At 70.5% G+C, this 25514-nt stretch carries 29 protein-coding genes; 15 read left to right on the top strand and 14 right to left on the bottom strand.

Annotated elements, in window-relative coordinates; translation table 11 throughout:
• Positions 1-90 precede the first annotated feature (90 nt).
• Positions 91-540, top strand: a complete 450-nt coding sequence (locus NE358_RS13335; protein WP_289939259.1) for a MarR family transcriptional regulator — start codon at positions 91-93, stop codon at positions 538-540.
• Between the two features lie 70 nt (positions 541-610).
• On the opposite strand, the gene NE358_RS13330 is transcribed toward NE358_RS13335, so the two are convergent.
• Positions 611-814, bottom strand: coding sequence for a zf-TFIIB domain-containing protein (locus NE358_RS13330; protein ID WP_289939257.1), 204 nt, complete (start codon positions 812-814; stop codon positions 611-613).
• 157 nt (positions 815-971) lie between these two features.
• Here NE358_RS13330 and NE358_RS13325 point away from each other — a divergent pair, with 157 nt between their 5' ends.
• Positions 972-2441: an MFS transporter gene (locus NE358_RS13325; protein WP_289939255.1), complete on the top strand. Its 1470-nt coding sequence runs from the start codon at positions 972-974 to the stop codon at positions 2439-2441.
• A 34-nt stretch (positions 2442-2475) separates the two neighbouring features.
• Positions 2476-3396: an aldo/keto reductase gene (locus tag NE358_RS13320; RefSeq protein ID WP_141377637.1), complete on the top strand. Its 921-nt coding sequence runs from the start codon at positions 2476-2478 to the stop codon at positions 3394-3396.
• Between the two features lie 7 nt (positions 3397-3403).
• On the opposite strand, the gene NE358_RS13315 is transcribed toward NE358_RS13320, so the two are convergent.
• The 4 genes from NE358_RS13315 to NE358_RS13300 all read right to left on the bottom strand — a co-directional run bounded on the left by NE358_RS13315 (position 3404) and on the right by NE358_RS13300 (position 5975).
• Positions 3404-3787: a hypothetical protein gene (locus NE358_RS13315; protein WP_103205910.1), complete on the bottom strand. Its 384-nt coding sequence runs from the start codon at positions 3785-3787 to the stop codon at positions 3404-3406.
• Entirely contained in the window at positions 3784-4779 is a 996-nt protein-coding gene (locus NE358_RS13310) for a hypothetical protein (protein WP_289939250.1), read from the bottom strand. The genes NE358_RS13315 and NE358_RS13310 overlap by 4 nt, the downstream gene beginning before the upstream one ends.
• Positions 4766-5281, bottom strand: a complete 516-nt coding sequence (locus NE358_RS13305; protein WP_170210689.1) for an RNA polymerase sigma factor — start codon at positions 5279-5281, stop codon at positions 4766-4768. Before NE358_RS13305 ends, NE358_RS13310 begins: the two co-directional genes overlap by 14 nt.
• A gap of 301 nt (positions 5282-5582) precedes the next feature.
• Positions 5583-5975 carry a PaaI family thioesterase gene (locus NE358_RS13300; protein ID WP_103205913.1) on the bottom strand — a complete coding sequence of 131 codons (393 nt, stop codon included), beginning with the start codon at positions 5973-5975 and terminating at the stop codon, positions 5583-5585.
• A gap of 121 nt (positions 5976-6096) precedes the next feature.
• On the opposite strand from NE358_RS13300, the gene NE358_RS13295 reads away from it, so the two are divergent.
• Positions 6097-7416: an MFS transporter gene (locus NE358_RS13295; protein ID WP_103205914.1), complete on the top strand. Its 1320-nt coding sequence runs from the start codon at positions 6097-6099 to the stop codon at positions 7414-7416.
• 222 nt (positions 7417-7638) lie between these two features.
• On the opposite strand, the gene NE358_RS13290 is transcribed toward NE358_RS13295, so the two are convergent.
• From NE358_RS13290 to NE358_RS13275, 4 genes are all read right to left on the bottom strand, one after another.
• A complete protein-coding gene (locus tag NE358_RS13290; protein WP_103205915.1) occupies positions 7639-8286 on the bottom strand; it encodes a TetR/AcrR family transcriptional regulator in 648 nt (215 codons plus the stop codon).
• A 12-nt stretch (positions 8287-8298) separates the two neighbouring features.
• Positions 8299-9708: a dihydrolipoyl dehydrogenase family protein gene (locus tag NE358_RS13285; RefSeq protein ID WP_289939243.1), complete on the bottom strand. Its 1410-nt coding sequence runs from the start codon at positions 9706-9708 to the stop codon at positions 8299-8301.
• A 72-nt stretch (positions 9709-9780) separates the two neighbouring features.
• The gene (locus NE358_RS13280) at positions 9781-10074 is read right to left on the bottom strand and encodes a hypothetical protein (RefSeq protein WP_103205917.1); all 294 of its coding nucleotides are present in this window, start codon (positions 10072-10074) and stop codon (positions 9781-9783) included.
• 62 nt (positions 10075-10136) lie between these two features.
• Entirely contained in the window at positions 10137-10979 is an 843-nt protein-coding gene (locus NE358_RS13275) for an NAD-dependent epimerase/dehydratase family protein (RefSeq protein WP_289939241.1), read from the bottom strand.
• 216 nt (positions 10980-11195) lie between these two features.
• Here NE358_RS13275 and NE358_RS13270 point away from each other — a divergent pair, with 216 nt between their 5' ends.
• The 6 genes from NE358_RS13270 to NE358_RS13245 all read left to right on the top strand — a co-directional run bounded on the left by NE358_RS13270 (position 11196) and on the right by NE358_RS13245 (position 15843).
• The gene (locus NE358_RS13270) at positions 11196-11738 is read left to right on the top strand and encodes an RNA polymerase sigma factor (protein WP_103205919.1); all 543 of its coding nucleotides are present in this window, start codon (positions 11196-11198) and stop codon (positions 11736-11738) included.
• A gap of 5 nt (positions 11739-11743) precedes the next feature.
• On the top strand, positions 11744-12316 hold the full coding sequence (locus NE358_RS13265; RefSeq protein ID WP_103205920.1) for an Asp23/Gls24 family protein: 573 nt from the start codon (positions 11744-11746) through the stop codon (positions 12314-12316).
• Positions 12313-12633 carry a hypothetical protein gene (locus NE358_RS13260; RefSeq protein ID WP_141377649.1) on the top strand — a complete coding sequence of 107 codons (321 nt, stop codon included), beginning with the start codon at positions 12313-12315 and terminating at the stop codon, positions 12631-12633. Before NE358_RS13265 ends, NE358_RS13260 begins: the two co-directional genes overlap by 4 nt.
• A gap of 72 nt (positions 12634-12705) precedes the next feature.
• Positions 12706-13554 carry an SDR family oxidoreductase gene (locus tag NE358_RS13255; RefSeq protein WP_103205922.1) on the top strand — a complete coding sequence of 283 codons (849 nt, stop codon included), beginning with the start codon at positions 12706-12708 and terminating at the stop codon, positions 13552-13554.
• A gap of 127 nt (positions 13555-13681) precedes the next feature.
• The gene (locus tag NE358_RS13250; RefSeq protein WP_289939234.1) at positions 13682-14686 is read left to right on the top strand and encodes a pyridoxal-phosphate dependent enzyme; all 1005 of its coding nucleotides are present in this window, start codon (positions 13682-13684) and stop codon (positions 14684-14686) included.
• A complete protein-coding gene (locus NE358_RS13245; RefSeq protein WP_289939232.1) occupies positions 14683-15843 on the top strand; it encodes a cystathionine gamma-synthase in 1161 nt (386 codons plus the stop codon). Before NE358_RS13250 ends, NE358_RS13245 begins: the two co-directional genes overlap by 4 nt.
• Positions 15844-16135: 292 nt before the next feature.
• Here the strand turns inward: NE358_RS13245 and NE358_RS13240 are convergent, their stop codons facing one another.
• Positions 16136-16771, bottom strand: a complete 636-nt coding sequence (locus NE358_RS13240) for an NADPH-dependent F420 reductase (protein WP_103205925.1) — start codon at positions 16769-16771, stop codon at positions 16136-16138.
• 339 nt (positions 16772-17110) lie between these two features.
• Between NE358_RS13240 and NE358_RS13235 the strand changes: the two genes are divergently transcribed.
• The 4 genes from NE358_RS13235 to NE358_RS13220 are packed head-to-tail and all read left to right on the top strand — an operon-like array spanning position 17111 to position 19934.
• On the top strand, positions 17111-17908 hold the full coding sequence (locus NE358_RS13235) for a sulfite exporter TauE/SafE family protein (RefSeq protein WP_103205926.1): 798 nt from the start codon (positions 17111-17113) through the stop codon (positions 17906-17908).
• A 39-nt stretch (positions 17909-17947) separates the two neighbouring features.
• Positions 17948-18397, top strand: coding sequence for a MaoC family dehydratase N-terminal domain-containing protein (locus NE358_RS13230; protein ID WP_116239247.1), 450 nt, complete (start codon positions 17948-17950; stop codon positions 18395-18397).
• Complete coding sequence (locus NE358_RS13225) at positions 18394-18798, top strand: MaoC/PaaZ C-terminal domain-containing protein (protein WP_103205928.1); 405 nt, start codon at positions 18394-18396, stop codon at positions 18796-18798. Before NE358_RS13230 ends, NE358_RS13225 begins: the two co-directional genes overlap by 4 nt.
• Positions 18798-19934, top strand: a complete 1137-nt coding sequence (locus tag NE358_RS13220) for a UDP-N-acetylmuramate dehydrogenase (protein WP_289939224.1) — start codon at positions 18798-18800, stop codon at positions 19932-19934. Before NE358_RS13225 ends, NE358_RS13220 begins: the two co-directional genes overlap by 1 nt.
• Before the next feature lie 190 nt (positions 19935-20124).
• Here NE358_RS13220 and NE358_RS13215 read toward each other — a convergent pair whose 3' ends face one another.
• Positions 20125-21324 (bottom strand): pyridoxal phosphate-dependent aminotransferase, encoded by a 1200-nt coding sequence (locus NE358_RS13215; RefSeq protein ID WP_103205930.1) that lies wholly within the window; start codon positions 21322-21324, stop codon positions 20125-20127.
• Between the two features lie 206 nt (positions 21325-21530).
• Here NE358_RS13215 and NE358_RS13210 point away from each other — a divergent pair, with 206 nt between their 5' ends.
• Positions 21531-22826: a chloride channel protein gene (locus NE358_RS13210; protein ID WP_289939220.1), complete on the top strand. Its 1296-nt coding sequence runs from the start codon at positions 21531-21533 to the stop codon at positions 22824-22826.
• Between the two features lie 23 nt (positions 22827-22849).
• Here NE358_RS13210 and NE358_RS13205 read toward each other — a convergent pair whose 3' ends face one another.
• Genes NE358_RS13205 through NE358_RS13195 form a run of 3 tightly spaced genes read right to left on the bottom strand, consistent with a single transcriptional unit; the run spans position 22850 to position 25482 of the window.
• Positions 22850-23428, bottom strand: a complete 579-nt coding sequence (locus NE358_RS13205) for a P-loop nucleotide/nucleoside kinase family protein (protein WP_103205932.1) — start codon at positions 23426-23428, stop codon at positions 22850-22852.
• Positions 23429-23482: 54 nt separating this feature from the next.
• Positions 23483-24775, bottom strand: coding sequence for an MFS transporter (locus NE358_RS13200; protein WP_141377659.1), 1293 nt, complete (start codon positions 24773-24775; stop codon positions 23483-23485).
• A 56-nt stretch (positions 24776-24831) separates the two neighbouring features.
• On the bottom strand, positions 24832-25482 hold the full coding sequence (locus NE358_RS13195) for a bifunctional 4-hydroxy-2-oxoglutarate aldolase/2-dehydro-3-deoxy-phosphogluconate aldolase (RefSeq protein WP_289939218.1): 651 nt from the start codon (positions 25480-25482) through the stop codon (positions 24832-24834).
• Positions 25483-25514: the final 32 nt, after the last annotated feature.

Genomic DNA, 25514 nt, shown 5'->3' with positions numbered 1-25514 from the left:
GCGGCCGCATAACCGCGCGGCGCCGATTACCGTGAGGTCGCGCGTCCGAATGGGCGCGGTGACACGAAACGAATCGATACGGCACCGCCGATGACTGCACTCGCTCACGACATCTCGCCCATCTCACTGGCTCTCGCGCGCTACCTGTTCGAGAGGACCCGGTGCCTGGCGGAGGCCCGTCGCGCCATGGGGCTGAACGACATCGATGTCGTCGCGATCATCCATGTCGCGCGCAACCCGGGCGTGCGCCCCTCCGACCTCCGGCGACACCTCGGGATCACCGGGGCGGGGGTGACGACGATCGTCGATCGTCTCGTGCGTCGCGACGTCTTGCGCCGGGAGTTCGACCCGGATGACCGGAGGGTGACCCACGTCTACGCGATGGTCGACCTGACGACCGATCCGTGGAGATGCCTCACCCGCTTCGACGACGCTTTCGAAGCGGCACTCGCGAACGTCGGATCCGAGCTGCAGGAGAGCGTGGCGGCTGTCTTGGACACCGCCACCCGCTCGGCGGCGCTCGCCCCGTCAGCGAGCTAGGTGCACGAAGCAGGATGTCGCCGACGCGTGCAGTCCATATCCCGGTCGAGGGTGACGTCGCCGGCGACAGCTAGGACTCGTCGATCCAGCGATCCCGCGGGCGGTCGTCGTCGTCGCCATTGCGAGCGGGTGCCCCCGTCGACCACTCCAGTCGGAAGCCGCACTCACGACACTCGTCGGCGCCGCCGCCCTCTTCGAGAAGCGGGTGCATCGTCACCCCGCACGAGGGGCAGATCGGCTGTGCCGTGTCGTCGTAGGGGTCTCTGTACGTCATCGCGTTCCGCTCGTCGGCTCTTGGGGAGGACAACTCCCCGCGTCGCCGCGATGTTCCCCGCGATGATCTCCGACCCGCACGCTTCGCCGCAGGCATAGGCTCGGCCCATGCCGAACCCTCGCGTCGCCGCGGGCTCCGCTCCGGTGGCGGAGGCCGCATGACGGCATCCATCCCCGCTCCCGATCCGAGGCGCTGGAGCGCGCTCTCGGTCATGCTCATGGGCCAGTTCGCCGCCCTCCTCGACGTCAGCGTCACCAACGTCGCCCTGCCCTCGATCGGGCGCTCCACCGGGGCGGGTTCGAACGAGCTGCAGTGGATCGTGACCGGGTACGTGCTCGCCTTCGCGCTGGTCCCCGTCATCGGAGGACGGCTGGGCGGCCAGCGGGGTCGGCGACGCATCTTCACGATCGCCGTGCTCGGGTTCGTGACCGCCAGCGCTGCCGTCGGTCTGGCGCCGAACGCGGGGCTCCTCATCGCGGCCAGGGTCGTGCAGGGGCTGTTCGGCGGCATGATGGGCCCACAGGTGTCGGGCTTCATTCAGAACGCCTTCCCGGCGTGGGAGAGAGGGCGGGCTTTCGGCAGGCTCGGCCTCACCGTCGGTGCGGGGACGGCGCTCGGTCCGGTGATCGCGGGTCTGCTCATCTCGGCTGGTGGCCCCGACATCGGTTGGCGGCTGGTCTTCTTCATCAACGTGCCGGTCGGGATCGCGGCCGTGCTGTTCGCTCGCCGGTGGGTTCCCGCCGATGAGCCGTCTTCCACCGCATCCGCCCGCCACATCGACCTGCTCGGCGCGCTCCTGCTCGGCGCGGGTGTGCTGTGCCTGCTGTTCCCCATCGTCGAGACGGGCCAGGGTGGCGGCCCCGTGACCCTCCTTCTCCTGCTCCCCGCCGCGGGGTTCCTCCTCGCCCTCGTGCGGCATGAGGCGCGCCTGACGAGGGCGGATGCCGGGCCCCTGCTGGATCTGCGCCTGTTCCGCGTCCGCTCGTTCGTCACGGGTGTGGTCTTCGCCGTGGTCTTCTTCTGCAGCAACACCGGGATTCCCCTCGTGCTCGCGCTGTACTACCAGGACGGTCTGGGCTTCACCGCCCTGCAATCGGGCCTGGGGGTCACGGCCTACGCCATCGGTTCGGTGGTGGGAGCGCCCGTCGCCGGGCGCTTCGTCTCGCGCGTGGGACGCCCGCTGCTCGTCGGCGCGGTCGCGGTGTTCACGGGCGTCACGGTCGTTCTGGGGCTGCTGGTGCAGGCCGGTGCCGAGGCGACCGATCCGGTGGGCGTCATCCTGCGGCTCTGCGTGCCCCTGTTCGTCCTCGGGATCGCGGGCGGAGCGATCGTCACCCCGAATCAGACGTTGACGCTCGCCGACGTCGACCCCCGCCGCGGCGGCGTCGCCGGGGGAGTCGTGCAGACCGCCCAGCGGGTGGGGTCTTCGATCGGGCAGACGGTACTGGGTACCGCCTTCGCGCTGGCCGTCGTGGGAGCCGCGGCGGCCGCGGGCCCGGGTACCCCCGCCGCGGACCCGCGGGCTTTCGCCGACGCGCTCACTCTGGCTCTCGCGGTGTCGGTGGTGTTCTCGGGATCTGCCATCGTGCTCAGTGCCGTCGAGGTGCACCGGAGCCGTCGCAGCTGACGCGAGCAGGGCGCGCGGACGCTAGCGTCGAGGCATGCATGTCACCTCCGCCCGTCTGGGTCTCGGCCTCGCCGCCGTCGGTCGCCCGGCCTACATCACGACCGCGCGTGACAGCGACCTGGGGGACCCCGCCGAACGCTCGGTCGACGCGATGCGCGAGCGTGCGCACCTGCTGCTCGACGAGGCCTGGGCGCTCGGCATCCGATACGTCGACGTTGCGCGTTCCTACGGTCGGGCGGAGCACTTCCTCGGATCGTGGTTCGACGCCCACCCGGGCCGACGCGAGCTGCTCACCGTGGGGTCGAAGTGGGGCTACGCCTACGTCGGAGAGTGGCGGATGGATGCCGCCGTGCACGAGCGCAAAGAGCACTCGGTCGCCATGTTCGACCAGCAGTGGCCCGAGACGCTCGAGGCTCTGGGGTCGGCCCCGGACTACTACCTGATCCACTCGGTGACTCCGGAGAGCACGGCTCTGGCGGACACCGGGCTTCTCGATCGGCTGCGCGGCCTACGGGCGAACGGCGTGCGGGTAGGGCTGTCGACCAGCGGGCCGCACCAGGGCGAGGTGATCCGCAGCGCTCTCGCGCTCCGGGACTCGCCGTTCACGGTCGTGCAGTCGACGTGGAACCTCCTCGAGCCATCGGTCGCCCCCGCGTTGCAGGCCGCGCGAGACGCCGACTGGACGGTCGTTGTCAAAGAGGCCCTCGCCAACGGCGACCTCGCCCGCGCCGAATCGGGCAGTCGCCTCGAGGCCCTGGCATCCGGAATGCCGTCCGACGTGTTCGCGCTGGGCGCCGCGCTGGCGCAGCCGTGGGCCGACATCGTGCTCAGCGGCGCGACCACGCTCGCGCATCTGCGACGAGGCGCGAGCGCGCGGCCGGTGGACACCGCGGGGGAATTGGCGACGGACCCCGTCGATTACTGGCGTCGCCGGTCGGAACGCCCCTGGCGTTGAGCGGCGGTCAGGGCACGCAGTTCAGCGTCGCGACCGTGCCCGAGACGTTCGCCCACGACGTGGCGATCGCGGTCGCGAGCACCGACCCGGACGACGAGCGGGCCTGCACGTACCCGGCCGATCGCGCGTTGGCGATGGAGCGCACGGTGATTCCGGGGGAGTACGTGCCGCAGTACGAGAACGACGCTCGCGTCCCCGAGAGGTTCGACCCGCTGAAGGCGCAGACGTTGCCGTCGGCGCACCCGCCGACGGCACGCTCGTGCTCGGAGGGGACGTCGATGGTCATCCCGAGTTCCGGCCACTGCGCGTGATGCGAATCGATGACGACCCCGCCGGGGATCTCGGCGAGAGCCGCGGCGATGTCGGGGTGCAGCTGATCGGTCGTGGTCATTCGGTGCGTGCCTTTCTCTCGAAGACGTCCCAGAGGGTGTAGTCGGTGATGGATCCGGCGGGGAGCTTGAGGCTGTCGTTGTCGGCGAGGAGTTCGGATTCGAAACCCACGATGCGTCCCGTGTCGGCAGAAAGCAGCAGCGTCGCCTCGGAGGTGGTCAGCCCGGACGGCACCGCGGCCAACCCGACCACGGGGCGGCCGAGGCGGTCGAAGGCAGTGCCGACGACGCGCAGCCCGGGAGCTTGAGCGACAACCTCGAGCAGGGCGGCCTGTTGCGGTCCGGTGAGGGTCCATTCGCCCAGGAGGGCGCGTGCGCCGAGCATCGCGTCGCCCGCCGTGAGCTGATCCCCGGCACCGGTCGAGGTGAGCACGAGAGCTCGCATCGCCTCGACGGTGGGTGCGGGAGCGGTGGGGGAGAGCGGCGAGAACTGGTTCTGCACGAACTGCAGGTCGCCGACGACGGTTCCCGGCGTCGGCTCGCCCGCGGGCACCGTGTCACCGGCCGCGTTGGTCGCTTCGGCGGCAGTGGTCACGACCGAGCCCGAAAGATCCGCATTCCAGCGCACGTCGATCCACTCGCGGCGGAACACCGTCGCCTCGGCCTCGTCGGGCGAACCGCTGTAGTACCACCCGAGCGAAAGCGACCGTCGCTCGGGTGAGGAGGGGCCCGACCCGTCGGTCAACCGCTCCTGCGCCTGCGCGATCACCTGGGACGCGTCCTCCGAGATCGAGGTGAACACGAGTGGTTCCGGGGTGAGGGCGGATGCCGGGCTCCCCGGCATCCACAGGACTCCGGTGACGATCGCGAGCACCAGGACGACGACCGCGGCGGCCGAGCCCCACACGGCGTACGCGGGTCGGCGGCGCGTTCGCTGCGCGCTCCCCGCGAAGTCGCGTGCCCGACGCTCGGCGTCGAGAGGAATCGGCGCGTCGATGGGCGTTCGCGCGGGATCGAGCCGGCGCATCGCCCGGGTGAGGTCATCGTCGCTCATCGAACACCTCTTCCGCGGACAGGGGCGTTCCGGACAGGAGCGGGCGCAGTTTGGCCCGCACGCGGTTCAGCCGCGTCCACACCGTCCCGGCGCTCGCGCCGACGACGAGGCCGACCTCGGCGGCCGAGAGGTCCTCCCAGTAGGTGAGCCAGAGGATCTCGCGCTCCTTCTCGGACAGGCCGCGGATGGCGTCGACGAGCCTGTCGAGCATCTCGCCCTCCGACTCGTTCGAGAGGGTGCGGACCTGGTCCTCGATGTGCGTCCACAGTGCCCCCTCCCGGTCTCGTCGTCGGTATTCGTTCGCGATGAGGTTGCGCGCCGTGCGGTACAGCCACGGCAACCCGAACGGCTCTCGCGGATCGCGCTTGCGCCAGGCGATCTCGAAGCATTCCATCGTGAGGTCGTCGGCAGCATCGCGGTCCGACACGCGCCGTTCGACGAATCGCCGAACGGCGTTGTAGTGCTCGCGGAAGAGCGCCACGAAATCCGCGTCGTCCGTCACCGCTGTCTTTCCTCGTGCGTGTACGGGGGCTGTGTCGGGGTGGTCGCGAACCTTACGGATGCGCGAGAGAAAAGATTTCCGGATCGGTGTGTAAGGAAAGGCGCACGCCGGACACGACATATGCGGGGGTGGGTGCTGACTCCGGCTTCGAGAAGGCACCCATACGCCCGTCGTCCGATGTTCGGGTCTGACGGCGACGGGCGAGGGGTTGCGCCGCTTGGGGGCGGCGCAACCCCTCGGATCTTCTTCATGCGATCCACAATGGCAGACACGGTGGGTGCCGCGAGACGGCGCCCGTCTCTCAGGCGGGATCGACCAGCAGGTTCGTGATGCGCGCCGTCGCGATCAGACGGTCGTCGTCGTCGACCACGCGGACGTCGTAGGTGGCCAGACGGCGACCGCGATGGGCGGGTGTGGCCACGGCGTGGATGCGCCCGTCCTCGGCTCCGCGGTGGTGCGTGATGTTGAGATCGACGCCGACGCACACCAGGCCGAACGCGGAGGCGTGGATCATGGCGGCCCAGGACCCCACCGCCTCGGACAGCGCGGCCGTCGCGCCGCCGTGCAGCCGACCGAGCGATTGCGTGTTCCCCTCGACGGGCATCCACGCGCTGACCCGATCCGCGGACTGCTCGGTCACGGTGATGCCGAGGCGTTCGTCGAGGGCGCCGGGGGTGATGGTCCAGGGCGTCATGGGTGCTCCTTCCGCCGCCCTCTTGTTGGGGGCGCACCCCTCTGACACTATTACTGAACGCTCGGTCGGTAACAGTATCGCTCGAGCCTCTCACCCTGCCCCACAGAACGACGGAGTTCTCATGGCCTCGCTGACCTCGGCATCCGCCCCTGCCACCGGGATGAAACGGGAGGAACGGCGCGTGCTCGCCGGGACCCTCGTGGGCACCTCGATCGAGTGGTACGACTTCTTCATCTACGCCCAGGCGGCCGGGCTCGTGCTCGCGCCGCTGTTCCTCGCCCCGCTCGCGCAGAGCGATCCCGCGATCGCGCAGGTGCTCTCGTTCGCCACCATCGGCATCTCGTTCCTCTTCCGCCCGCTCGGCGCCGTCGTCGCCGGCTGGCTCGGCGATCGCCTCGGCCGCAAGAAGATGCTCGTGCTGACTCTCATCATGATGGGCGTCTCGACAGCCCTCATCGGCGTGCTGCCGACCTATGCCGCGATCGGGGTGGCCGCCCCCGTCCTGCTCATCCTCCTTCGGGTTCTGCAGGGCTTCTCCGCCGGCGGAGAGTGGGGCGGTGCCGCGCTGCTCTCGGTCGAGCACGCCCCCGTCCACCGCCGCGGCTACTTCGGCGCCTACCCGCAGATCGGCGTGCCGGTGGGCATGATCCTCGCGACGGCGACGCTGTGGATCCTCACCTCGTCGATGTCGGCCGAGGCCTTCCTCGCGTGGGGGTGGCGCGTTCCCTTCCTCTTCTCGATCGTGCTCATCGTCGTCGGCTACCTCATCCGCCGCGCGGTGGAGGAGAGCCCGGTCTTCGAAGACCTCGTTCGCCGTCGCAAAGAGTCGTCCGCTCCCCTCGGACAGCTGTTCCGCAAGAACTGGCGCGAGGTCGCCCTGACCGCGTTCGTGTTCATCGGCAACAACGCCGCCGGCTACCTGCTCATCGCGTTCTTCGCGACCTACTCGGTGTCGGTCCTCGGCATGGAACGCCCGACTGTGCTGCTGGCCACGACCCTGGCCTCCTTCGGCTGGCTCGGTTTCACGCTCTGGGGCGGCAGGCTCTCCGACCGCCTGGGGCGTATCCGCACCTTCCAGCTCGGCTATCTGCTGCTGGCCGTCTGGGCCGTGCCCATGTGGTTCCTCATCGATACCGCGAACATCTTCTGGTACTTCGTCGCGCTGTTCGTGATGACCCTCGGTCTCGGGCTGTCGTACGGGCCGCAGGCGGCGCTGTACGCCGAGATGTTCCCCGCGAACGTCCGCTACTCGGGCGTCTCGATCGGCTACGCGCTCGGCGCCATCATGGGCGGGGCCTTCGCGCCGATGATCGCCGAGGCGCTGCTGCGCTCGACGGGTGCCTCATGGACGATCGGCCTGTACATCGCGGTCGCCGCGCTCGTCTCTCTCGGGGCCGTCTCGCTCATCAAGGAAACAAAGGGCGTCGACCTGCGGGCGTGATCCCGGATGCCGTGACGGGGCCCTTCGCGTCGGCGAGGGCCCCGTTGCGCGTCGCCGGGAGCGGTTCGTCGGCGTCGGCCGAGGGGCGGTGCGCCGTACCGCGGACTTCGTCGCCCGCCGTCGTCATGCCGGGTCGCCGGTGGCGGCGTGCCGCCGCGATATCCGCAGGACGGACCGGGGATGTGCGCCTGCCGCGGCGCGACCCGGCGGGCAGGGCGCCGGTCAGGCGGTGCGCAGGCCGTCGAGCGCGATGCGCACGATGTCGGCGCCCAGGCGGTCGCCGTCGACCCCGCCACCGGGGCGATACCACTCGACGACGGAGTTGATCATCCCGAACAGCAGACGCGCGGCGACCGCCGCATCGACGTCCCCCCGCACGTCGCCCTCGGCCTGAGCCTCGGCGACCAGGGCGGTCACGCGGTGGTCGAACAGTCGTCGTCGTTCGAGAGCCGCTTGCTCGACCTCGCTGTTCCCGCGCACCCTCAGCAGCAGGGTCACCGCGGGGAGCTGCGCGACGAGCACGTCGGTCGCCCCCGTGAGCACGAAACGGAGGCGATCGGATGCCGCGCCCTCGCGGGCGCCGGGCTCGTCGAGCACGGCCTCCAACCCGCCGAGAGCGGCCTCGAGGGCGACGGCCAGCAGTTCCTCCTTCGAGGAGAAGTGGTGGTACAGCGCAGACTTCGTCAGCCCCAGTCGCCGCGCGAGATCGGACACGCTCGTCGCGTCGTACCCCTGCTCGTTGAAGAGCTGCACGGCCACGGCGAGCAGGCCGTCGCGGTCGTACCCCGGCCGTCCTCGGCGCGCGGGCGCCTCGCGGGACGGCTCGGAGTCGTCGGCGGTCGCGGGCGTCGTCGCGGGATCGGCGGTCACGGATTCAGTGTGTCACTCCAGCAGCGCGGGGGAGTCCGCGTGCAGCAGCGCGCGCGCCGCGTTGCCGATCACCGCACTGTACGTCGGGTAGGCGAAGCGCACGCCGGCGAGGGTTGAGACGTCGATCCCGGCCGCCATCGCGGTGGTCACCGACTGGATGACCTCGACGGCGTTCTCCCCCACCGCGTGGGCGCCGAGCACGAGCTCGCGGCGACGGTCGGCGACGAGCATGAGGAACCCGCGTTCCCGATCGTCGATCACGGCGCGGTCCAGATCGGCGAACCGAACGGTCGCCACGACGCACGAGGGGTCGCGGTCGCGCGCCTGCTCCTCGGTCAGTCCGACGCCGGCGTAGTCGGGGTCGGTGAAGCCGCCAGCGGGAAGCAGGTGGTGGGGCGTTCGCCGGTTGGCGCCGAGAACGGCGTTCTCGGCCGCCGCTTCGCCCTCGAACTGCGCCGCCTGAACGAGCATGTCGCGGCCGTTCGCATCGCCGACGGCGAGGATGTGGGGAACGATCGTCCGGAAGTAGCGGTCGACTGGAATGGCGGAGCGCTCGACCTCCACACCGGCGTTCTCGAGCCCGAGGTCTTCGACGTCGGCGGGCCAACCGGTCGCCATGATGACGACGTCCGCATCGACGGTGCACGGGGAGCCGCCCTCGCGCCAGGCCAGGACGAGCGATCCGTCGTCGGCGCGATCGAGGCGCTCGACCGTGTCGATCCCGGTGCGCACGTCGACCCCGTGCTCCGTGAGCGACTCGGCGATCACGCGCGAGATCGACGCATCGGATGCCATGAGGACGCGAGGCGCGACATCGAGCAGCGTCACCTCCGAACCGAAGGAGCGGAACACGGTCACGAGCTGGGCGCCGGTGTTGCCCGCGCCGATGACGACGACGCGACGGGGGAGCTCGCTCAGGCTGAGCACGTCTTCGGGGACGGTGGCGAGGTCGGCCCCCGGGATCGGCAGGCGACGGGAGTGGCCGCCCACGCAGACCAGGATCGATTCCGCGCGGATTCGCCGACCGCTGTCGAGCACGAGGGTGTGCTCGTCCGCGAAGCGCGCACGCCCCTCGTGCACGAGATCCACGCCGGCCTCGGCGAAGCGTTCGGCCTCGCGTTTGATGGAGCGCACGGCATCCACCCGCTCGTGCACCCTCGACACCACGGCTGCCCAGTCGACTCGAGGCTCGTCGACGACGATGCCGTAATCGTCGGCGGAGCGGGTCTCGCGCATGAGGCGCGCCGCTTTCGCGAGGACGCGGGTGGGCACGCACCCGGTGTTGACGCAGGTGCCGCCGACGCGGCCCGCCTCGAGGACGACCACCGAGGCGCCCAGTTCCGCAGCGCGGAGGGCCGCGGCTGTTCCGGCGGGACCTGCTCCGATCACGGCGATGTCGTAGCTGTCGGCGTCGTGGCTCACGATGGTCCTCCCGGGTCGAGAGCCTCAGTCAATCCCGCGCCGACGACCTGAACGCGGGGCTTGCGCCGTGGGTCAGAACCCCTCGTAGATCTGGGTGGGTGTGAGGCCCGTGCCGCCCAGGGCGTGGACGCCGGGCGCGGGGTGCAGCTCGAAGGTCTCTCCGTCGTGCAGGAGCACGGCCGTGTAGTCGCCTCGCGTATCGAGCTTGAGCTCGAAGCGCCCCGTGTCGATGAGGCGGAGCGTGACCACCGCACCGCTGCGCGCGACGAAGCTGACCTCTTTCTCGCGCGCGTTCGGCAGAGGGATGACCGGCTCATCCGACGCGGGCGTCGGCGAAGAGGGGGGAGTGCGTGCGTCGGCGTCCATGGGGCGAGTCTGTCACGCGGCGAGGGGCCTCGGCCCGGGCGACGAGCACCCGGGCCGGCGCGTCAGCGCCCGTCTCGCCAGGAATGCCGGGGGTCGTAGCCCAGCAGGCGGCGGGCCTTGTCGATCGAGAGGAGCGTGGTGTTCTCGCCCAGGTCACCGCGCGTCGCGACGCCGGGGAACACCTCCGCCACGAGCTCGGCGTTGGGGCGGGTCATGACCGTGTCGGCCGCCGCGATGATGAAGGTGTCGAAGCCGGCCGGGGCCGTCTCGAGGGCGCGCTCCACGGCCTGGGCGCCGTCGCGGGCGTCGATGTAGCCCCACAGGTTCCACTTGCGGGTGCGGGCGTCGTCGTCGAAGGGGAACTCGGCGTAGTCCTCGGGGACCATCACGTTCGAGAACCGCAGGGCCGTGATAGACAGCTCGGGGTTCCAGCGCACCAACTCCACGGCGAGGCGCTCCTCGAGGGTCTTCACGAGCGAGTAGACCGACTCGGGCCGCGGCGCGTACGCCTCGTCGACCGGGATGTAGGGCGGCGGCACGTCGAAGGGGAGGCCCAGCACGGTCTCGCTCGAGGCGTACACGATCTTGTGGATGCCGAGACGCGTGGCGGCCCAGAACACGTTGAAGGTGCTCGCCATGTTGTTGTGGAAGGTGGCGATGTCGGAGCGGATGCCGGGAGCCGGGATGGCGGCGAGGTGCACGAGGGCCTCGAAACCGTCGTGCTGGTCGTTCACCCCGGTGAGGGCGTCGACGACCTGGCCGTAGTCGGTCAGGTCGACCTGCACGAAGCCGGGGCCGCGTTCGCCGCGGACGTCGAAACCGATCACGTCGTGGCCGGCGGCACGCAGCTCGCGAGCGACGACGGTGCCGAGCTTGCCGGACGAACCGGTGAGGGCGATGCGCATGGGTGTCCTTCGGGGTCGGGGATGAGCCGACCATACCGGCGGTCGCCGACACCCCTCGGGTGGGTTGACCGCCGCGGGGGAACCCGACATGCCACGACGAGCGTCCTCCCGTCAAGATCCCGGGGTGTTCCGACCTCGGGGTGTTTCGCTATGTGGACGGACTCGATTCGTGAACTGTCACGGCTCGAGACGGAACGATTGCCGACAGGAATCTCGATGCCCTCTTTGACCTCCGCCACCGACGCGTTCCTCGCGTCGCGCGCGGCCGACGGCGATCAGCTCGCTTTCGGGGTGCTGGTGCGTCGGCATGCGCCGTTCCTCGTCGCCTTCGCGACCCGGCTGACCGGCTCGCGGGCCGACGCCGACGATTGCGTCCAAGAGGCGCTGATCACGGCGTGGCGACGTCTGCCCGATCTCACGGATCCCGAGAAGGTGCGAAGCTGGCTCACGACCATCGTGTCGCGCAAGGCCACCGACCGTCTCCGCTCTCGAAAGATCTCGGAAGAGATCGACGAGGAGATGGTCTCGGGACGAGACGACCCGGAACGCGCGGTCGTGGCGAGCTCGCAGATGGACGCGCTCAAGAAGGTCCTCGGCGAGCTCTCGGAGGAACTCCGCGTCGTCTGGGTGCTGCGCGAGGTCGGTGGTCACAGCTACGACGAGATCGCCGTCGAGGTGGGCGAATCGGCCGCCACGGTGCGCGGGCGTCTCGCCCGGGCGAGGAGAACGGTGCTGGAACGCATGGAGGAGTGGAGGTGACCCCAGTGAGCGAGAACAACGACGACATCGGCGGGTCGGGCTACTCCCTCGAGGACCTCTCGGCGTACCTCGACCGCGGACGCATCCCCCGGATCCCCGCCGTCGAGCGCAACGCGGAGTGCCAGGCGATCCTGGCATCGATGGAGCGGATGGGCCGACTGTCCCGCGAGATCGTGGAGGAGCAGGCGACCGAGCCGCTCTCGGAATCCTGGTACGACAGCATCATGCGCGAGGTCATGCGCGAGTTCCGAGCCGGACGCGACATCCCCCTCGCGCGCGCCGACGACGGAACCGAACTGGTGGTGACCGAGGGTGCGCTCTACGAGTTGATCCGCGCGGTCGGAGACGGCATCGACGGGCTGCTGGTGGGTCGGGTGCGACTCGACCAGCCCGAGCCCGACGCCCCTCTCGACGTGCGTGTGAGCGTCAGCGTGCGCTTCGGCCGCGCGATGAACATCGCGGTCGACGAGATGCGGAACGGCATCCGCGCGGCCATCGAACGACACGGCGACCTTCGGGTCGGACGGGTGGACGTCACCGTCGGCGACGTGCACCTCGATGAGGGGGAACACTCATGACGACCATCTCCGCGGCAGAACTCGCACCGCGCATCGACCTGGCCGTGACCGCCGTCGAGGGGGTGCGCGAGTGCTATTCGGCGCGTCCGGTCGTGGCCCGCGCCGTCGAGCATCTGACCGACGTCGAGGGCTCGCTCGCCGACGTCGACGACGCTGCCGGCACTCGCGCCGTCACGGTCTGCATCGGTGTCTCGTCGGAGGACGACGCGGCCGTGGTGGCCGCCGCCGTCGCGACGGCCGCCCGCGGAGCCGGCGAGGACGACATCCCGTCCTCGGTGCGCGTCCGCGTGGCGCGCCTGATCGCTCCGCGCTCCTGAGGAGCGTCCCGGCCGAGGGAAGGGAGAACCGGCTTACCCTGGAGGCACCGCCCACTCGTCCCCGGAGGCCGAATGTCCACGCCGCCCGTCATCGCCGTCACCGGATCCACCGGAGCCGTAGGGGGTCGGGTCGCGCGTGACCTCGCCGCCCGTGGCATCCCCCAGCGTCTGCTCGTCCGCGACGTTTCGCGTGCCCCCTCGCTCGAGGGAGCCGAGGTGCACGTCGCCCGATATTCCGACGCGGATGCCGCCCGCGCGGCGCTTCAGGGGGTCGAGACGCTCTTCATGGTGTCGGCTTCCGAGACGGCCGACCGCGTCGAGCACCATCGCACCTTCGTCGAGGCGGCCGCGGCCGCGGGGGTGCGCTCGATCGTCTACACCTCGTTCTTCGCCGCTGCCCCGGACGCCGTCTTCACGCTGGGGCGCGATCACGCCGCCACCGAGGACATCATCCGCGCCTCGGGCATGAGGTACACCTTCCTCCGCGACAACTTCTACATGGACATGATGGAGCTCTTCGCCGGAGACGACGGGGTCATCCGGGGCCCCGCCGGGGACGGCCGCTGTTCTCTCGTCTCGCGCGCCGACGTGGCGGCCACGGCGGTCGCGGTGCTGCTCGATCCCGCAGCGCACGCCGACGCGTCGTACGACCTCACTGGGCCCGAGGCCCTGACTCTCGCCGAGGTCGCCGAGAAGATCTCGGCGGTGCGCGGGCACCGGGTGCGTTTCGTCGACGAGACGGTCGACGAGGCGTATGCCTCGCGCGCGGCGTTCGGGGCCCCACGGTGGCAGGTCGATGCGTGGGTGAGCACGTACACCTCGATCGCGAGCGGCGACCAAGCCGCCGTCTCGCACGACGTCGAGCGCGTCACAGGTCGCCCCGCCCAGAGTTTCGAGGAGTTTCTCGGCGCCGTGTCGTGACCGGGAGTCCTCGGGTATGCTGACGGCGTGCTGACCTGTCGCTGTTGTCGCTGAACGCCCCGCGTTCCCTTTCGACGACCCCGTCAGCCGCGCCCGCACCGGGCGCACCAACCTTCAGGACTCCATCGTGCGTTACGCCCAGAGCGTCGCCGACCTCGTCGGCAACACCCCCCTCGTCCGCCTCTCCCGCGTCACCGACGGCATCGCCGCGACGGTCCTCGCGAAGATCGAGTACTTCAATCCCGGCGGGTCTGCGAAAGACCGCATCGCGGCCAACATCGTCGACGCCGCGGAGCGCGACGGTCTGCTCCAACCGGGCGGAGTGATCGTGGAGCCGACCAGCGGCAACACCGGAGTGGGGCTCGCGCTCATCGCGCAGCAGCGCGGCTACCGGTGCGTCTTCGTCGTTCCCGACAAGGTCGCCGAGGACAAGCGGGCGGTGCTGCGCGCCTACGGCGCCGAGGTCGTCGTCACACCGACGAACGTCGAGCCCGACGACCCGGACTCGTACTACAGCGTGTCCGACCGCCTCGTCCGCGAGATCCCCGGCGCCTTCAAGCCCAACCAGTACGCGAACCCGAACGGCCCGCGCAGCCACTACGAGACCACCGGTCCCGAGATCTGGCGCGACACCGACGGTCGACTCACGCACTTCGTCGCCGGCGTCGGCACGGGCGGCACGATCAGCGGTACCGGCCGCTACCTGCGCGAGGTCGCGGGTTCGGCCGTGCGCATCGTCGGGGTCGATCCGGTCGGCTCGATCTACTCGGGCGGCGACATCCACGGCTACGACGTCGAGGGCGTCGGCGAGGACTTCTGGCCTCCCGCGTTCGACCCCTCCCTCGTCGACGGCTACGAACGCGTCTCGGATGCCGAGTCCTTCGCCATGACCCGTCGCCTCGCCCGCGAGGAGGGCCTGCTCGTCGGCGGCTCCAGCGGAATGGCCGTGGTCGGAGCTCTCCGCGTCGCACGGGATCTCCCCGCCGACGCCGTGGTCGTCGTCGTCCTGCCCGACCACGGTCGCGGTTACCTGAGCAAGATCTTCGACGACGACTGGATGATCGAGCGCGGCTACGACGTTGCACCCGTGGCATCCCTTCTCCCGACCCCCTCCGAGGAGCACTCCGCATGAGCACCCATGACGCCGCCCGCGGCTTCGACAGCCTCGCCGTCCACGCGGGACAGGCGCCCGACGAGACCACCGGCGCGGTCATCCCGCCGATCCACGTCTCGACGACCTACGCGCAGGACGGCATCGGCGGCCTTCGCGGCGGCTACGAGTACGGCCGCAGCGGCAACCCCACGCGCACCGCCCTCGAGACGCAGATCGCCGCCCTCGAGGGGGGAACGCGCGCGCTGGCGTTCGCCTCGGGTCTCGCGGGCGAGGATGCCCTGCTGCGCGCCGCCCTCGTCCCGGGTGACGAGGTCCTCCTCGGCAACGACGTCTACGGCGGTACCTACCGTCTGCTCGCGCGGGTGCTGGGGCCGTGGGGCGTGCAGCTGCGCGTCGTGGACATGAGCGATCTGGATGCCGTGGCCGCCGCCATCGCGGAGCATGCGCCGCGAATGGTGTGGGTCGAGACTCCCAGCAACCCCATGCTGCGGATCACCGACATCGCGGGTCTCGCCCGACTCGGTCACGAGGCCGGCGCGATCGTCGTGGTCGACAACACCTTCGCCTCGCCCGCTCTGCAGCGGCCGCTGTCGCTCGGTGCCGACGTCGTCGTGCACTCCGCGACGAAGTACCTCGGCGGGCACAGCGATGTCGTGGGCGGAGCGCTGGCCTTCGCCGACGCGGCGCTCGCCGAGAAGGTGCAGTTTCTGCAGTTCGCGGCGGGCGCGGTGTCGGGTCCCTTCGACGCGTACCTGACCACGCGCGGTATCAAGACGCTCGCCGTGCGCATGCAGCGCCACAGCTCGAACGCGCAGGCCGTCGCCGAGCATCTCGCCGGGCACGATCGGGTCGCGCAGGTCTACTATCCCGGTCTGCCCTCGCACCCCGGGCACGAGCTGGCGGCGCGCCAGATGAGCGGCTTCGGCGGCATCGTCTCGCTCGCGCTCGCCGACGGCGCGGCCGCCCGCCGCTTCGCGGAGTCGACGCGTCTGTTCACTCTGGCGGAGTCGCTCGGCGGCGTCGAGTCGCTGGTGAACTACCCGGATGCCATGACCCACGCTTCCGTTCGCGGTACCGAACTCGCGGTGCCCGACACCATCGTTCGCCTGTCGGTGGGTATCGAGTCGGTCGACGACCTCGTCGCCGACGTCGACCAGGCGCTCGCCGCGCTCTGAGCGCGACCGCCCCCCCCGCGTCCCTGTCTTCGCACGCGCCCGGCTCCGCGTGTGCCCGGCTTCGCGTGTGCCTGGCTCCGCGTGTGCCTGGCTCCGCGTGTGCCGGGCTTCGCGTGTGCCCGGCTCCGTGTGTGCCCGGCTCCGTGTGTGCCTGGCCCGGCGTGCGCCTGCCGTCGGCGACGCGCTGGCCCGGTACTCACGCATAAACGCGATCCGCGCCCATAAACGCGTGTAGAGAGCGTTTACGAGCGCGGATCGCGTTTATGCGTGTCCTGCGGCCGGGGGTGGAAGGTCAGCGCGCGGCGCGGGCCAGGTTCTGCGCGAGTTCGTCGGCGTTCTGGCGCACGACATAGGCGGGCTGGTCGCGCTCGACGCGCCAGCTCTCGCTGAGGGGGCCGACGTTGACGGTGTCGAAACCGAACTCGTCGTAGATACGGGTCACGAGGGCGACGGCCTCGTCGGAATCGCTCGAGGTGGCGAGGGCACGACGGTTCTCGGAGCCGGCGGGAGCGCCGTCGGTCAGGATGTCCGCGGCGGGGATGTGATTGAACGCCTTCACGACGGTCGACTCGGGCAGGTGCTCCTGCAGCATCTGCGACGTGGTGGTCTTCTTCTCGTCGAGAGCGGCGATGTGGCCGTCGCGCTCGAAGTAGTAGTTGTTGGTGTCGAGCACGGTCTTGCCGGCGAGAGGAGCGGCGGGCACGGCGTCGATCGCCTTCAGCGGGACGGTGACCACGACGATGTCGCCGGCCTCCGCGGCATCCTGTGCCGTGGCGGCGCGCGCCTTGTCGCCCACCTCGGCGACGAGATCGGCGAGGGTCTCCGGTCCGCGGGAGTTCGCGATCACGACGTCGTAGCCGTTCTTCGCGAAGCCCTTGGCGAGGGCCGAGCCGATGTGTCCTGCTCCGATGATTCCTACGGTTGTCATGCGAGTGCAGAACCGGTGCGCCCGCTCGCGCATTCCCGGGAGCGGTACCAAGAATTCAGTGGACTGAATAGTTAGCAGTATGAGTAATCGGTGTCAAGCGGTCCCGGCCCGGGAATGACGGGATTTATCGTCATCTTGTCGCACCCTCACGCGAGTGGTCGCAGTCCGGTGTTCGGGTCACCGTCCTGCTTGACCTGTGAGGGCGACGGCCCCCGGTGGACGCGGCTTCGGACCACCGGGGGCCGCTTTCTTCTCCCGCCTCGTCCGGGTGGGGGGCGCACCGGTGGGACACTGGATGCCGGCGGGATCGGACCCGCCCCGACCCCGAGGAATCGCTTCGTGACGACCGCCATCCGCCCGCCCCGCACCGCCCGCTTCTACGCCGTCTGTGTCGGCGTGGGTCTGCTCGCGGGACTCATGTCGGGCCTGTTCGGCGTGGGCGGCGGCACGGTCATCGTTCCTCTGCTCGTGCTCCTGCTCGGCTTCGACCAGCGCCTCGGCGCGGGAACCTCTCTCGCCGCGATCGTTCCCACGGCGTCGGTCGGTGTCATCACCTACGCCGTCGACGGGCACGTCGCATGGCTGCCGGCCCTCATCCTCGCAGCGGGGGCCGTGGGGGGAGCGCAGATCGGCACCTGGTTGCTGCCCAAGCTCTCGCAGACGGCCCTGCGCTGGGCCTTCGTGGCCTTCCTCCTCGCGGTGATCGTGAGCCTGTACTTCGTCATCCCCTCTCGCGACGCCGAGCTCGAACTCACCTGGATCACCGGCCCCGGGCTCGCGCTGCTCGGTGTGATCACCGGCATCCTGGCCGGGCTGCTCGGTGTCGGCGGCGGGATCATCGTCGTCCCCGCCCTGCTCCTGTTCTTCGGAACCAGCGACCTCGTCGCCAAGGGCACCTCGCTGCTCATGATGATCCCGACCGCGGTGTCGGGGACGGTCGGAAACCTGCGCCGGTCGAACGTCGACCTGCCGGCGGCGCTGTGCGTCGGGCTCGCGGCGTGCGCGACGACCGCCGTGGGCGCGCAGATCGCCAAGGCCGTCGACCCCTTCGTCGCCAACGTGTTGTTCTCGATCTTCCTCGTCTTCATCGCCTCGCAGATCGCGGTGAAGGCCGTGCGCGGCCGCCACCAGCGCTGACACCCCCGGTCTCACGGGCCCGCTCGGTAGACTGGGGGAGTGCCCGTGAACCCCGAACTCGTCGGTCGAGTCTTCCCGCCGACCGCTCCCTATCTGGTCGGCCGCGAGAAGGTGCGTGAGTTCGCCCGCGCCGTCTTCGCCGACGCCCCGCAGCACTCCGACCCCGAGGCCGCCCGCGCCCTCGGGTACACCGACGTGGTGGCGCCGCCGACCTTCGCGATGGTCGTCCAGGATCTCGCGCTCCAGCAGCTGCTCGCCGAGCCCGACTCGGGCATCGAGCTCTCGCGTCTCGTGCACGCGGAGCAGCGCTTCCGGTACACGCGCCCGATCGTCGCGGGCGACGAACTCGTCGCGACGCAGTCGGTCACCGGCATCCGCACCATGGGCGGCAACGCCATGATCACGAGCGAGGCCGAGATCGTGGATGCCGATGGCGCCCACGTCGTGACCACCACCAGTGTCCTCCTCGCCGGGGAGGCCGGAGCATGAGCGCGTTCACCGTCGGAGACGTCGTCGCCGAGCGATCGGTGCACCTGACCCGCGAGTCGCTCGTGCGCTATGCCGGTGCGTCGGGCGACTTCAACCCCATCCACTACCGTGACGACGTGGCCGCCGCCGTGGGCCTCCCCGGCGTGCTCGCGCACGGCATGCTCACGATGGGCATCGCGGTCGGCACGCTCGCCGAGGCACTGGGAGACTCCGGTCGCATCGCCGAGTACGGCGTGCGGTTCACGCGCCCCGTGGTCGTCGACCCCGAGACCGGCGCCGACCTGCACGTGAGTGCCAAGGTCGGAGCCGTCGACGACGAGACCGCGCGCATCGACCTCACCGTGACGTTCGCCGAGACCACCGTCCTCGGCAAGGCGCAGGTGCGGGTGCGGCTGACCTGATGCCCGAGATCACCCCCGTTCCCCTCTCTCGGCTGACCACCCTGCGGACGGGGGGTGAACCCGCCCGTCTCGTCGAGGCCGAGACGCCCGACGAACTGGTCGGCGCACTGCGCGAGGTGTGGGCGCAGGGCGAGCCGTGGTTCGTCCTCGGCGGCGGGTCGAACCTGTTCGTCGGCGACGAGCCGTTCGAGGGCACCGTCATCCGGGTGCGAACGACCGGCATCGACGAGCTGCCGGGCTCGCGCGCCGACACGGTGCGGCTCAGGGTGCAGGCCGGCCACGACTGGGACGCCCTCGTCGCCGAGACGGTGGAGCGCGGACTCGCGGGCATCGAGGCCATGTCGGGTATCCCCGGCACGGTCGGCGCGGCGCCCGTGCAGAACGTCGGGGCGTACGGCCAGGAGATCGTGCAGACCCTCGTCGAGGTGGAGCTGATCGACGAGTCGACGGGCGAGGTCGCCACCGTTCCGGCCTCGGAGCTCGGCCTGGGCTTTCGTACCTCGGTGCTGAAGCACCACTACGGCTCGGTGCCCGAGCGGCCCGCGGTCATCCTGTCGGTGACCCTCGAACTCGAGCGTGTGGGCGGCGAGGAGCGGCCCATCGCGGGAGAGCAGCTGCGCGGCGCCCTGGGGCTCGAGCCCGATCAGGCGGTGTCGCTGCGGTGGATCCGGGACCACGTGCTCGCGACCCGCGCTCGAAAGGGCATGGTGCTCGACGCCGAAGACCCCGACACCTGGAGTGCCGGCTCGTTCTTCCAGAACGCGATCGTCTCAGAGGCCTTCGCGCGCACCCTTCCCGCGGAGTGCCCGAAGTGGCCCCTCGCGCCGGTGCTCGATCCGGTGACGGTGATCCCGCTCGCCGCCTTCGACGGCATCCTGCCCCCGCCCCCCGTCGTCGCGCGTGACGTCAAGGTGAGCGCGGCGTGGTTGATCGAGAACGCCGGGCTTCGCCGAGGCTTCCGGTTCCCGCGCTCGCGCGCGGGCCTGTCGACGAAGCACACGCTGGCTCTGACGAACCGCGGCGAGGCGACGGCGGCCGAGATCGCCGAGCTCGCGCGTTTCGTGCAGAACCGCGTGGCGTCGGAGTTCGGCCTCGTCCTGCAGCCCGAGCCCGTCCTGATCAACGTCGAGCTGTAGTCCCGGGCGGCTCGCCCGGTCGTGCTGTGCCGCAGGGCGGAGTACGCGGGTGACACGCCGGTTCCGGATGCTGTGGGTGCGGTGTGTCGGCGGGCATCTCCGCGCGACGGCTCGGCGTGCGCAGCGCCGGCGAACGAACAGCGATGCCGGTCACCGCGACGGGTGACCGGCATCGGCCGGAGGCGAGGGCTCAGGCGAACAGGCGCTGGAGGCGCTGGATGCCCTCGAGGAGCTGGTCGTCGCCGAGGGCGTAGGACAGGCGCAGGTACCCGCTCGGGCCGAAGGCCTCACCCGGCACCACGGCCACCTCGGCCTGCTCGAGGATCAGGTCGGCGAGCTCGAGAGAGGTGGTCGGGGTCACTCCGCCCCAGGATCGGTTCAGCAGGCCCCGCACGTCGGGGTAGGCGTAGAAGGCGCCCAGCGGGTTGGGCACCTCGACGCCGTCGATCTTCGACAGCTCCGCCACGATCAGCCGGCGGCGGCGGTCGAAGGCGAGACGGAACTGCTCGGCTTCGTCCTGCGGCCCGGTGAGGGCGGCCGCCGCGGCGATCTGCGCGACGTTGTTGACGTTGCTCGACAGGTGCGACTGCAGGTTGCCGGCGAGCTTCATGGCATCCGCCGGTCCCACCATCCAGCCCACGCGCCATCCGGTCATGGCGTAGGTCTTCGCGACGCCGTTGACGAGGATCGTCTGGTCGGCGAGCTCGGGCACGGCCTCGACGATCGACACGGCGCGGACGCCCTCGTACGTGAGGTTCTGGTAGATCTCGTCGGTGATGACCCAGATGCCGTGCTCGAGGGCCCAGCGGCCGATCTCGGCGGTCTCTTCGGGGGTGTAGACCGAGCCGGTAGGGTTCGACGGCGACACGAAGACGAGCACCGTGGTCTTGTCGGTGCGGGCGGCCTCGAGCTGGGCGACGGTGACCTTGTAGTCCTGGTCGGCGCCGGCGAAGACCTCGACGGGCGTGCCCTCGGCGAGGGCGATGGCTTCGGGATAGGTCGTCCAGTACGGAGCCGGGAGCAGCACCTCGTCGCCCGGGTTCACCACGGTCTGGAACGCCTGGTACACCGACTGCTTGCCGCCGTTGGTGACGATGACCTGCGAGGGCGCGACCTCGAGGCCCGAGTCGCGCAGCGTCTTGGCGGCGATGGCCTCGCGCAGCACCGGGAGACCGGCGGCGGGCGTGTAGCGGTAGTTCTTCGGGTCTTGCAGCGCCTTCGCCGCGGCATCCACGATGTAGGACGGGGTGGCGAAATCGGGCTCTCCGGCCGCGTACGAGATGACCGGTCGACCGGCGGCCTGGAGGGCCTTGGCCTTGGCATCGACTTTGAGGGTCGCGGACTCGGCGATGGCGGACAGCTTGCGGGAGAGCGGGGCGCGGGAAGTCACGATTCCGAGCCTACTGTCCGCGCCCGCGTGCGACGAGAGCCGTGACCGAGCTCTTCGCCCGCGCCCGGCGGGAGGAGCATCGGATGCCGGGTCCCGCCGCGGCGACCCCGCACGCCGTCCCCGCTCGCGTCCGGTCGGGCAGGGCCGCGGGGCGTCACCGGGGACCACGTCACGGGACGGTAACGCGGGTCCGTTAACGTTGCGGGGTGACAGCAGACCCCCTGGCGCCGACGCGCGCGCATCGCCGTGCCGTCCTCGCGCTGTTCAAGCTCGGCCTCGCCACGCTGATCGTCGGGCTGGCCACCGGTCTCGCCGTGCTCCTGCTGGTGTGGATCGTCCATTCGATCGAGCACCTCGTCTGGGGGCACGACGAGGGGCCGTTCCTCGACGGGATCCCGTTGCCGTCTCCGTGGTGGCTGCCGGTCGTCACCGTCGGCGGCGCGGGTGTCGTCGCCGCTCTCGGCTGGTACCTGCTGCGGCGTTTCGGACGCACGCTCGCCACGGTCGAGCAGGGTGTCGACGGGGTTCGGATGCCGTGGTGGGAAACCCTCGCAGACACCGTCATCCAGGTCACGTCGGTGGCCCTCGGCGCCTCGATCGGCAAGGAGGTGGCTCCGCGCGAGCTCTCCGCGATGGCGGGTTCGAAGATCGTCGGCTGGTTCGGTCTCGACCCCCGCTGGCGGCGCATCCTCATCGCCTCGGCGGCAGGTGCCGGTCTCGCGGCGGTGTACAACGTCCCGTTGGCGGGCGCCCTGTTCGCGATCGAGATCCTGCTGGCCCAGTTCAGCGTGGGCGGGGCGGTCGTCGCCCTCGCGGTCAGCGCGATCGCCACGTTCGTCGCGCGGCCCCTCGTCGGCGACGGGTCGCTGTACCAGGTGCCCGCGCTCGAGGTGAACGCCTCGCTCGTCGTCGCGGCCGTCCTCATCGGGCCGCTCATGGGCTGGGGCGCGACGAGTTTCGCGACCGTGACCAAGGCGCTCGGGCGGTTCCGCCCGAAGGGCTGGAAGCTCCTCGTCGTCCTTCCCCTCACGTTCGCGGCGGTCGGTCTGCTGGGGGCGTTCTTCCCGCTCATCCTCGGCAACGGTCGTGCCCTGGCCACGGCGGGCTTCGACCTGTCCCAGCCGGCGCTCCTCCTGCTGCTGCTCGCCCTGCTGAAGTACGTCGCCACGACGATCTCGCTCGGCTCCGGCGCGATCGGCGGCACCCTTCAACCCTCGGTCGCGATCGGCGCGGCTCTGGGTGCGGCCGCGGCGGCCGGGTGGGCGTTCGTCTGGCCCGGCGCGGACGGCACGGCGCTCGCGATCATCGCGGCGGCCGCGTTCCTGGCATCCAATATGCGGGCGCCCTTCACCGCGATCGCGTTGATCATCGAGTTCACCGACACCGGGTTCACCCTGTTGCTGCCGATCTTCCTCGCCGTCGCGGGATCGCTCGCGGCCTCGCGGCTCAGCTCGCGCGCGAGTCTGCGGCGGTTCACGCCGATCGACCCGGCGCGCCCCTGATCACCGGCGTCGTGAGCGGCGGCTCAGACGAAGGCGGCCAGGGCGGCCTCGAGCGCCGCGGGGTCGGCGCCCGAGGCGCTGTTGTCGAAGAGTACGTGGTGCGCGCCGCGCCAGCGGCAGTCGGCGGCCTGCGCCGTGGCCCAGAACTCGTCCCAGTGGGCGAGTTTCCAGGCGTCGCGGCCGTAGCCGCGTGAGTCGACGCGGTCACGGACGAGGCCACCGTCGACCGTCACGTGCACGACGGTGATGACGACATCGGTGGGCCAGTCGTGTGCGGCTGCGGCGCGCTCGAGGTAGTCCTCTTCGGCGAAGTACCGCACGAAGGGCGCGTCGAGCACGACATCGTTGCCCAGGCGCAGGTTGTCGCCGGCGAGGCGGAGCAGCGTCGCGTACTCCAGCCCCATCACCACGCTCTGGTAGTAGGGGTTGTTGTCGCGTTCGTTCTTGTCGCTGCCCGCGGCTTCGAGGAGAGCCTCGGTGAAGGCGGTGGCGACGGAATCCTTGTCGAGGTACGTCGCGCGGATGCGGCGGGCGATGAGCGTGCTCACGGTCGACTTGCCGCTGCCGGCCGGGCCGATCACGAAGAACAGTCGTGCGGTCATGGGGGTTCCTTCCGGAGGGCGGGGAGGACGAGAGGTCGTCCTCCCCGCGCGGAATCAGGATGCCGCGACGGAGCGGTCCTTGACGAACAGGCCGTACGACAGGGCGCCCACCAGCAGCAGCACGCCGCCGATGAGGAACACCGTCGTGTAGTTGCCGCCGGTGGAGGTGAGGATCGCGCCGGTGACGACGGGGGCGACGGCGGCGCCGATGAATCCGCCGAAGTTCTGGATCGCGCCGAGCGAGGCGACCTGGTTGGAGGGGGCGACGTCGGAGGCGAGGGTCCACAGGCACCCGATGGGCACCTGCGAGGCGAAGTAGCCGACGGACAGCAGGACGACGGCGAGCGGGGTGCTGTCGACGTACGCGACAGGCAGCACCGCGGCGGCGGCGAGGATCGCTCCGCCGACGATGGGGATCTTGCGGGCGCGCACCGTGGCCACGCCGCGGCGCACGAGCCGGTTCGACAGCCAGCCGCCGAAGATCACGCCCACGATGCCGCAGAGGAAGGGCAGAGACGCGAGCCACCCGCTCTGCGCGAGGCTGAAGCCGCGGGCCGTCTGCAGGTAGCTGGGGAGCCACGTGAGGTACACCCAGACGGTGTAGAAGATGCCGAACGCGCCGAGCACCATGAACCAGGTGTTGGCCTGTCGCAGCAGGCCTGCCCAGCCGACCTTCTCGACCGACTCGGCGACGCGGGCCTCGGCCTCGGCGCCCTTGATGAGCGCCTGCTCCTTGAGCGTCGGGTCGCGGTAGATGCGCAGCCAGACCAGGGCCACCACGATGCCGAAGGCGCCCACGATGACGAACATGCCGCGCCAGCTCATCGTCAGCAGCAGGAACGTCAGAAGGGGAGGTGCGATGGCGTTGGCGATCTGGGAACCGGTGTTGACGAGGGAGACGGGAAGAGCGCGCTCGGACTTGTTGAACCAGCGCTCGTTGACCTTGAGCGCCGAGGTGAAGAACGGCGACTCGGCGATGCCGAGGGCGACGCGGCACGCGTACAGCAGGCCGAAGGAGTTCGCGGCGGCGGTCACGATCGACACGAGCGACCACGCTCCGGCGGCGAAGGCGAACATCTTCTTCGGCCCGAACTTGTCGACGAGGTAGCCGGCGGGAAGGTTCGCGATCGCGTACGGCCACGAGAAGGCCGACAGCAGCAGTCCCATGGCGAACGGGTCGAGCCCGAACTCACCGGCGATCGTGGTGTTGGCCACGCTCAGCGTCGATCGGTCGAGATAGTTCACCACCCCGCCGAGGATGAGGAAGCCGACCAGGAACCACCGGATCCGGATCGTCTTCTTCTCGTCGCGCGTGAGTACGGGCGCGTCGGCCGTCGTCTCGCTCATGGTCCACTCCTTCGTGTTCGGGTGAGGGGCGGACGTCGCGGTCCGCCGTGAGGGGGTTAGGAAGTCGTGCGAGCGCTCTCGACCGCGGCGAGGAAGTCGGCGGCCGCGCGCGTGACGTCGTCGATGTCGCCGCTCGCGCGAGCGGCCTTGGTGATCGCACTGCCGACGCCGACGGCGAGCGCCCCGGCGGCGAACCAGTCGCCGACGTTTTCGCGCGTGGCGCCACCCGCGGGGAGGATGGGCGCGTGCGCCAGGGGTGCCATGACGGTGCGCAGGTAGTCGGGTCCGGCGATCTCGGTGGGGAAGAGCTTGACGATGTCGGCGCCGGCCTCCATCGTCTGCACGATCTCCGTCGGGGTGAACGCGCCACTGATGGTCAGCGCCTGGTAGCGGTTGGCGGCGCGGATCATGTCGGGATTGAGGTTGGGGCTGACCAGCATGCGCGCCCCGGCCTGCACGGAGGCGACGGCCATCTCGGCATCCAGGACCGTTCCGACGCCCACCGCCACGTGGTCACCGACCTCGTCCGCGAGGGTGCGCACGACCTCGAGCGCCCGGGGGACCGAGAGGGTGATCTCGAGGGCCCGGATGCCGCCCGCCACCGCGGCGCGCGAGACGGCGAGCGCCTCGTCGGGGGAGTCGAGGCGAACGATCAGGACGACGCCGCTGTCGACCACGGCGGAGAGGACTTTATGTTTCTTTAACATCGTTGCACACGATATCACGTGGATTAACACGA

This window comes from Sphingomonas sp. G5 (assembly GCF_052660795.1).
The sequence above is the reverse complement of the archived record's forward strand: the minus strand, read 5'-3'. Positions and strand labels throughout refer to the sequence as shown.

Coding starts and splice junctions, on each gene's coding strand:
- NE358_RS13295 (WP_103205914.1), top strand. CDS start 6,097: ATGGCCTCGCTGACCTCGGCATCCGCCCCTGCCACCGGGATGAAACGG.
- NE358_RS13200 (WP_141377659.1), bottom strand. CDS start 24,775: ATGAGCGAGACGACGGCCGACGCGCCCGTACTCACGCGCGACGAGAAG.
- NE358_RS13310 (WP_289939250.1), bottom strand. CDS start 4,779: ATGAGCGACGATGACCTCACCCGGGCGATGCGCCGGCTCGATCCCGCG.
- NE358_RS13245 (WP_289939232.1), top strand. CDS start 14,683: ATGAGCACCCATGACGCCGCCCGCGGCTTCGACAGCCTCGCCGTCCAC.
- NE358_RS13315 (WP_103205910.1), bottom strand. CDS start 3,787: ATGACCACGACCGATCAGCTGCACCCCGACATCGCCGCGGCTCTCGCC.
- NE358_RS13220 (WP_289939224.1), top strand. CDS start 18,798: ATGCCCGAGATCACCCCCGTTCCCCTCTCTCGGCTGACCACCCTGCGG.
- NE358_RS13255 (WP_103205922.1), top strand. CDS start 12,706: ATGTCCACGCCGCCCGTCATCGCCGTCACCGGATCCACCGGAGCCGTA.
- NE358_RS13225 (WP_103205928.1), top strand. CDS start 18,394: ATGAGCGCGTTCACCGTCGGAGACGTCGTCGCCGAGCGATCGGTGCAC.
- NE358_RS13195 (WP_289939218.1), bottom strand. CDS start 25,482: ATGTTAAAGAAACATAAAGTCCTCTCCGCCGTGGTCGACAGCGGCGTC.
- NE358_RS13275 (WP_289939241.1), bottom strand. CDS start 10,979: ATGCGCATCGCCCTCACCGGTTCGTCCGGCAAGCTCGGCACCGTCGTC.
- NE358_RS13325 (WP_289939255.1), top strand. CDS start 972: ATGACGGCATCCATCCCCGCTCCCGATCCGAGGCGCTGGAGCGCGCTC.
- NE358_RS13300 (WP_103205913.1), bottom strand. CDS start 5,975: ATGACGCCCTGGACCATCACCCCCGGCGCCCTCGACGAACGCCTCGGC.
- NE358_RS13280 (WP_103205917.1), bottom strand. CDS start 10,074: ATGGACGCCGACGCACGCACTCCCCCCTCTTCGCCGACGCCCGCGTCG.
- NE358_RS13260 (WP_141377649.1), top strand. CDS start 12,313: ATGACGACCATCTCCGCGGCAGAACTCGCACCGCGCATCGACCTGGCC.
- NE358_RS13270 (WP_103205919.1), top strand. CDS start 11,196: ATGCCCTCTTTGACCTCCGCCACCGACGCGTTCCTCGCGTCGCGCGCG.
- NE358_RS13240 (WP_103205925.1), bottom strand. CDS start 16,771: ATGACAACCGTAGGAATCATCGGAGCAGGACACATCGGCTCGGCCCTC.
- NE358_RS13335 (WP_289939259.1), top strand. CDS start 91: ATGACTGCACTCGCTCACGACATCTCGCCCATCTCACTGGCTCTCGCG.
- NE358_RS13330 (WP_289939257.1), bottom strand. CDS start 814: ATGACGTACAGAGACCCCTACGACGACACGGCACAGCCGATCTGCCCC.
- NE358_RS13320 (WP_141377637.1), top strand. CDS start 2,476: ATGCATGTCACCTCCGCCCGTCTGGGTCTCGGCCTCGCCGCCGTCGGT.
- NE358_RS13205 (WP_103205932.1), bottom strand. CDS start 23,428: ATGACCGCACGACTGTTCTTCGTGATCGGCCCGGCCGGCAGCGGCAAG.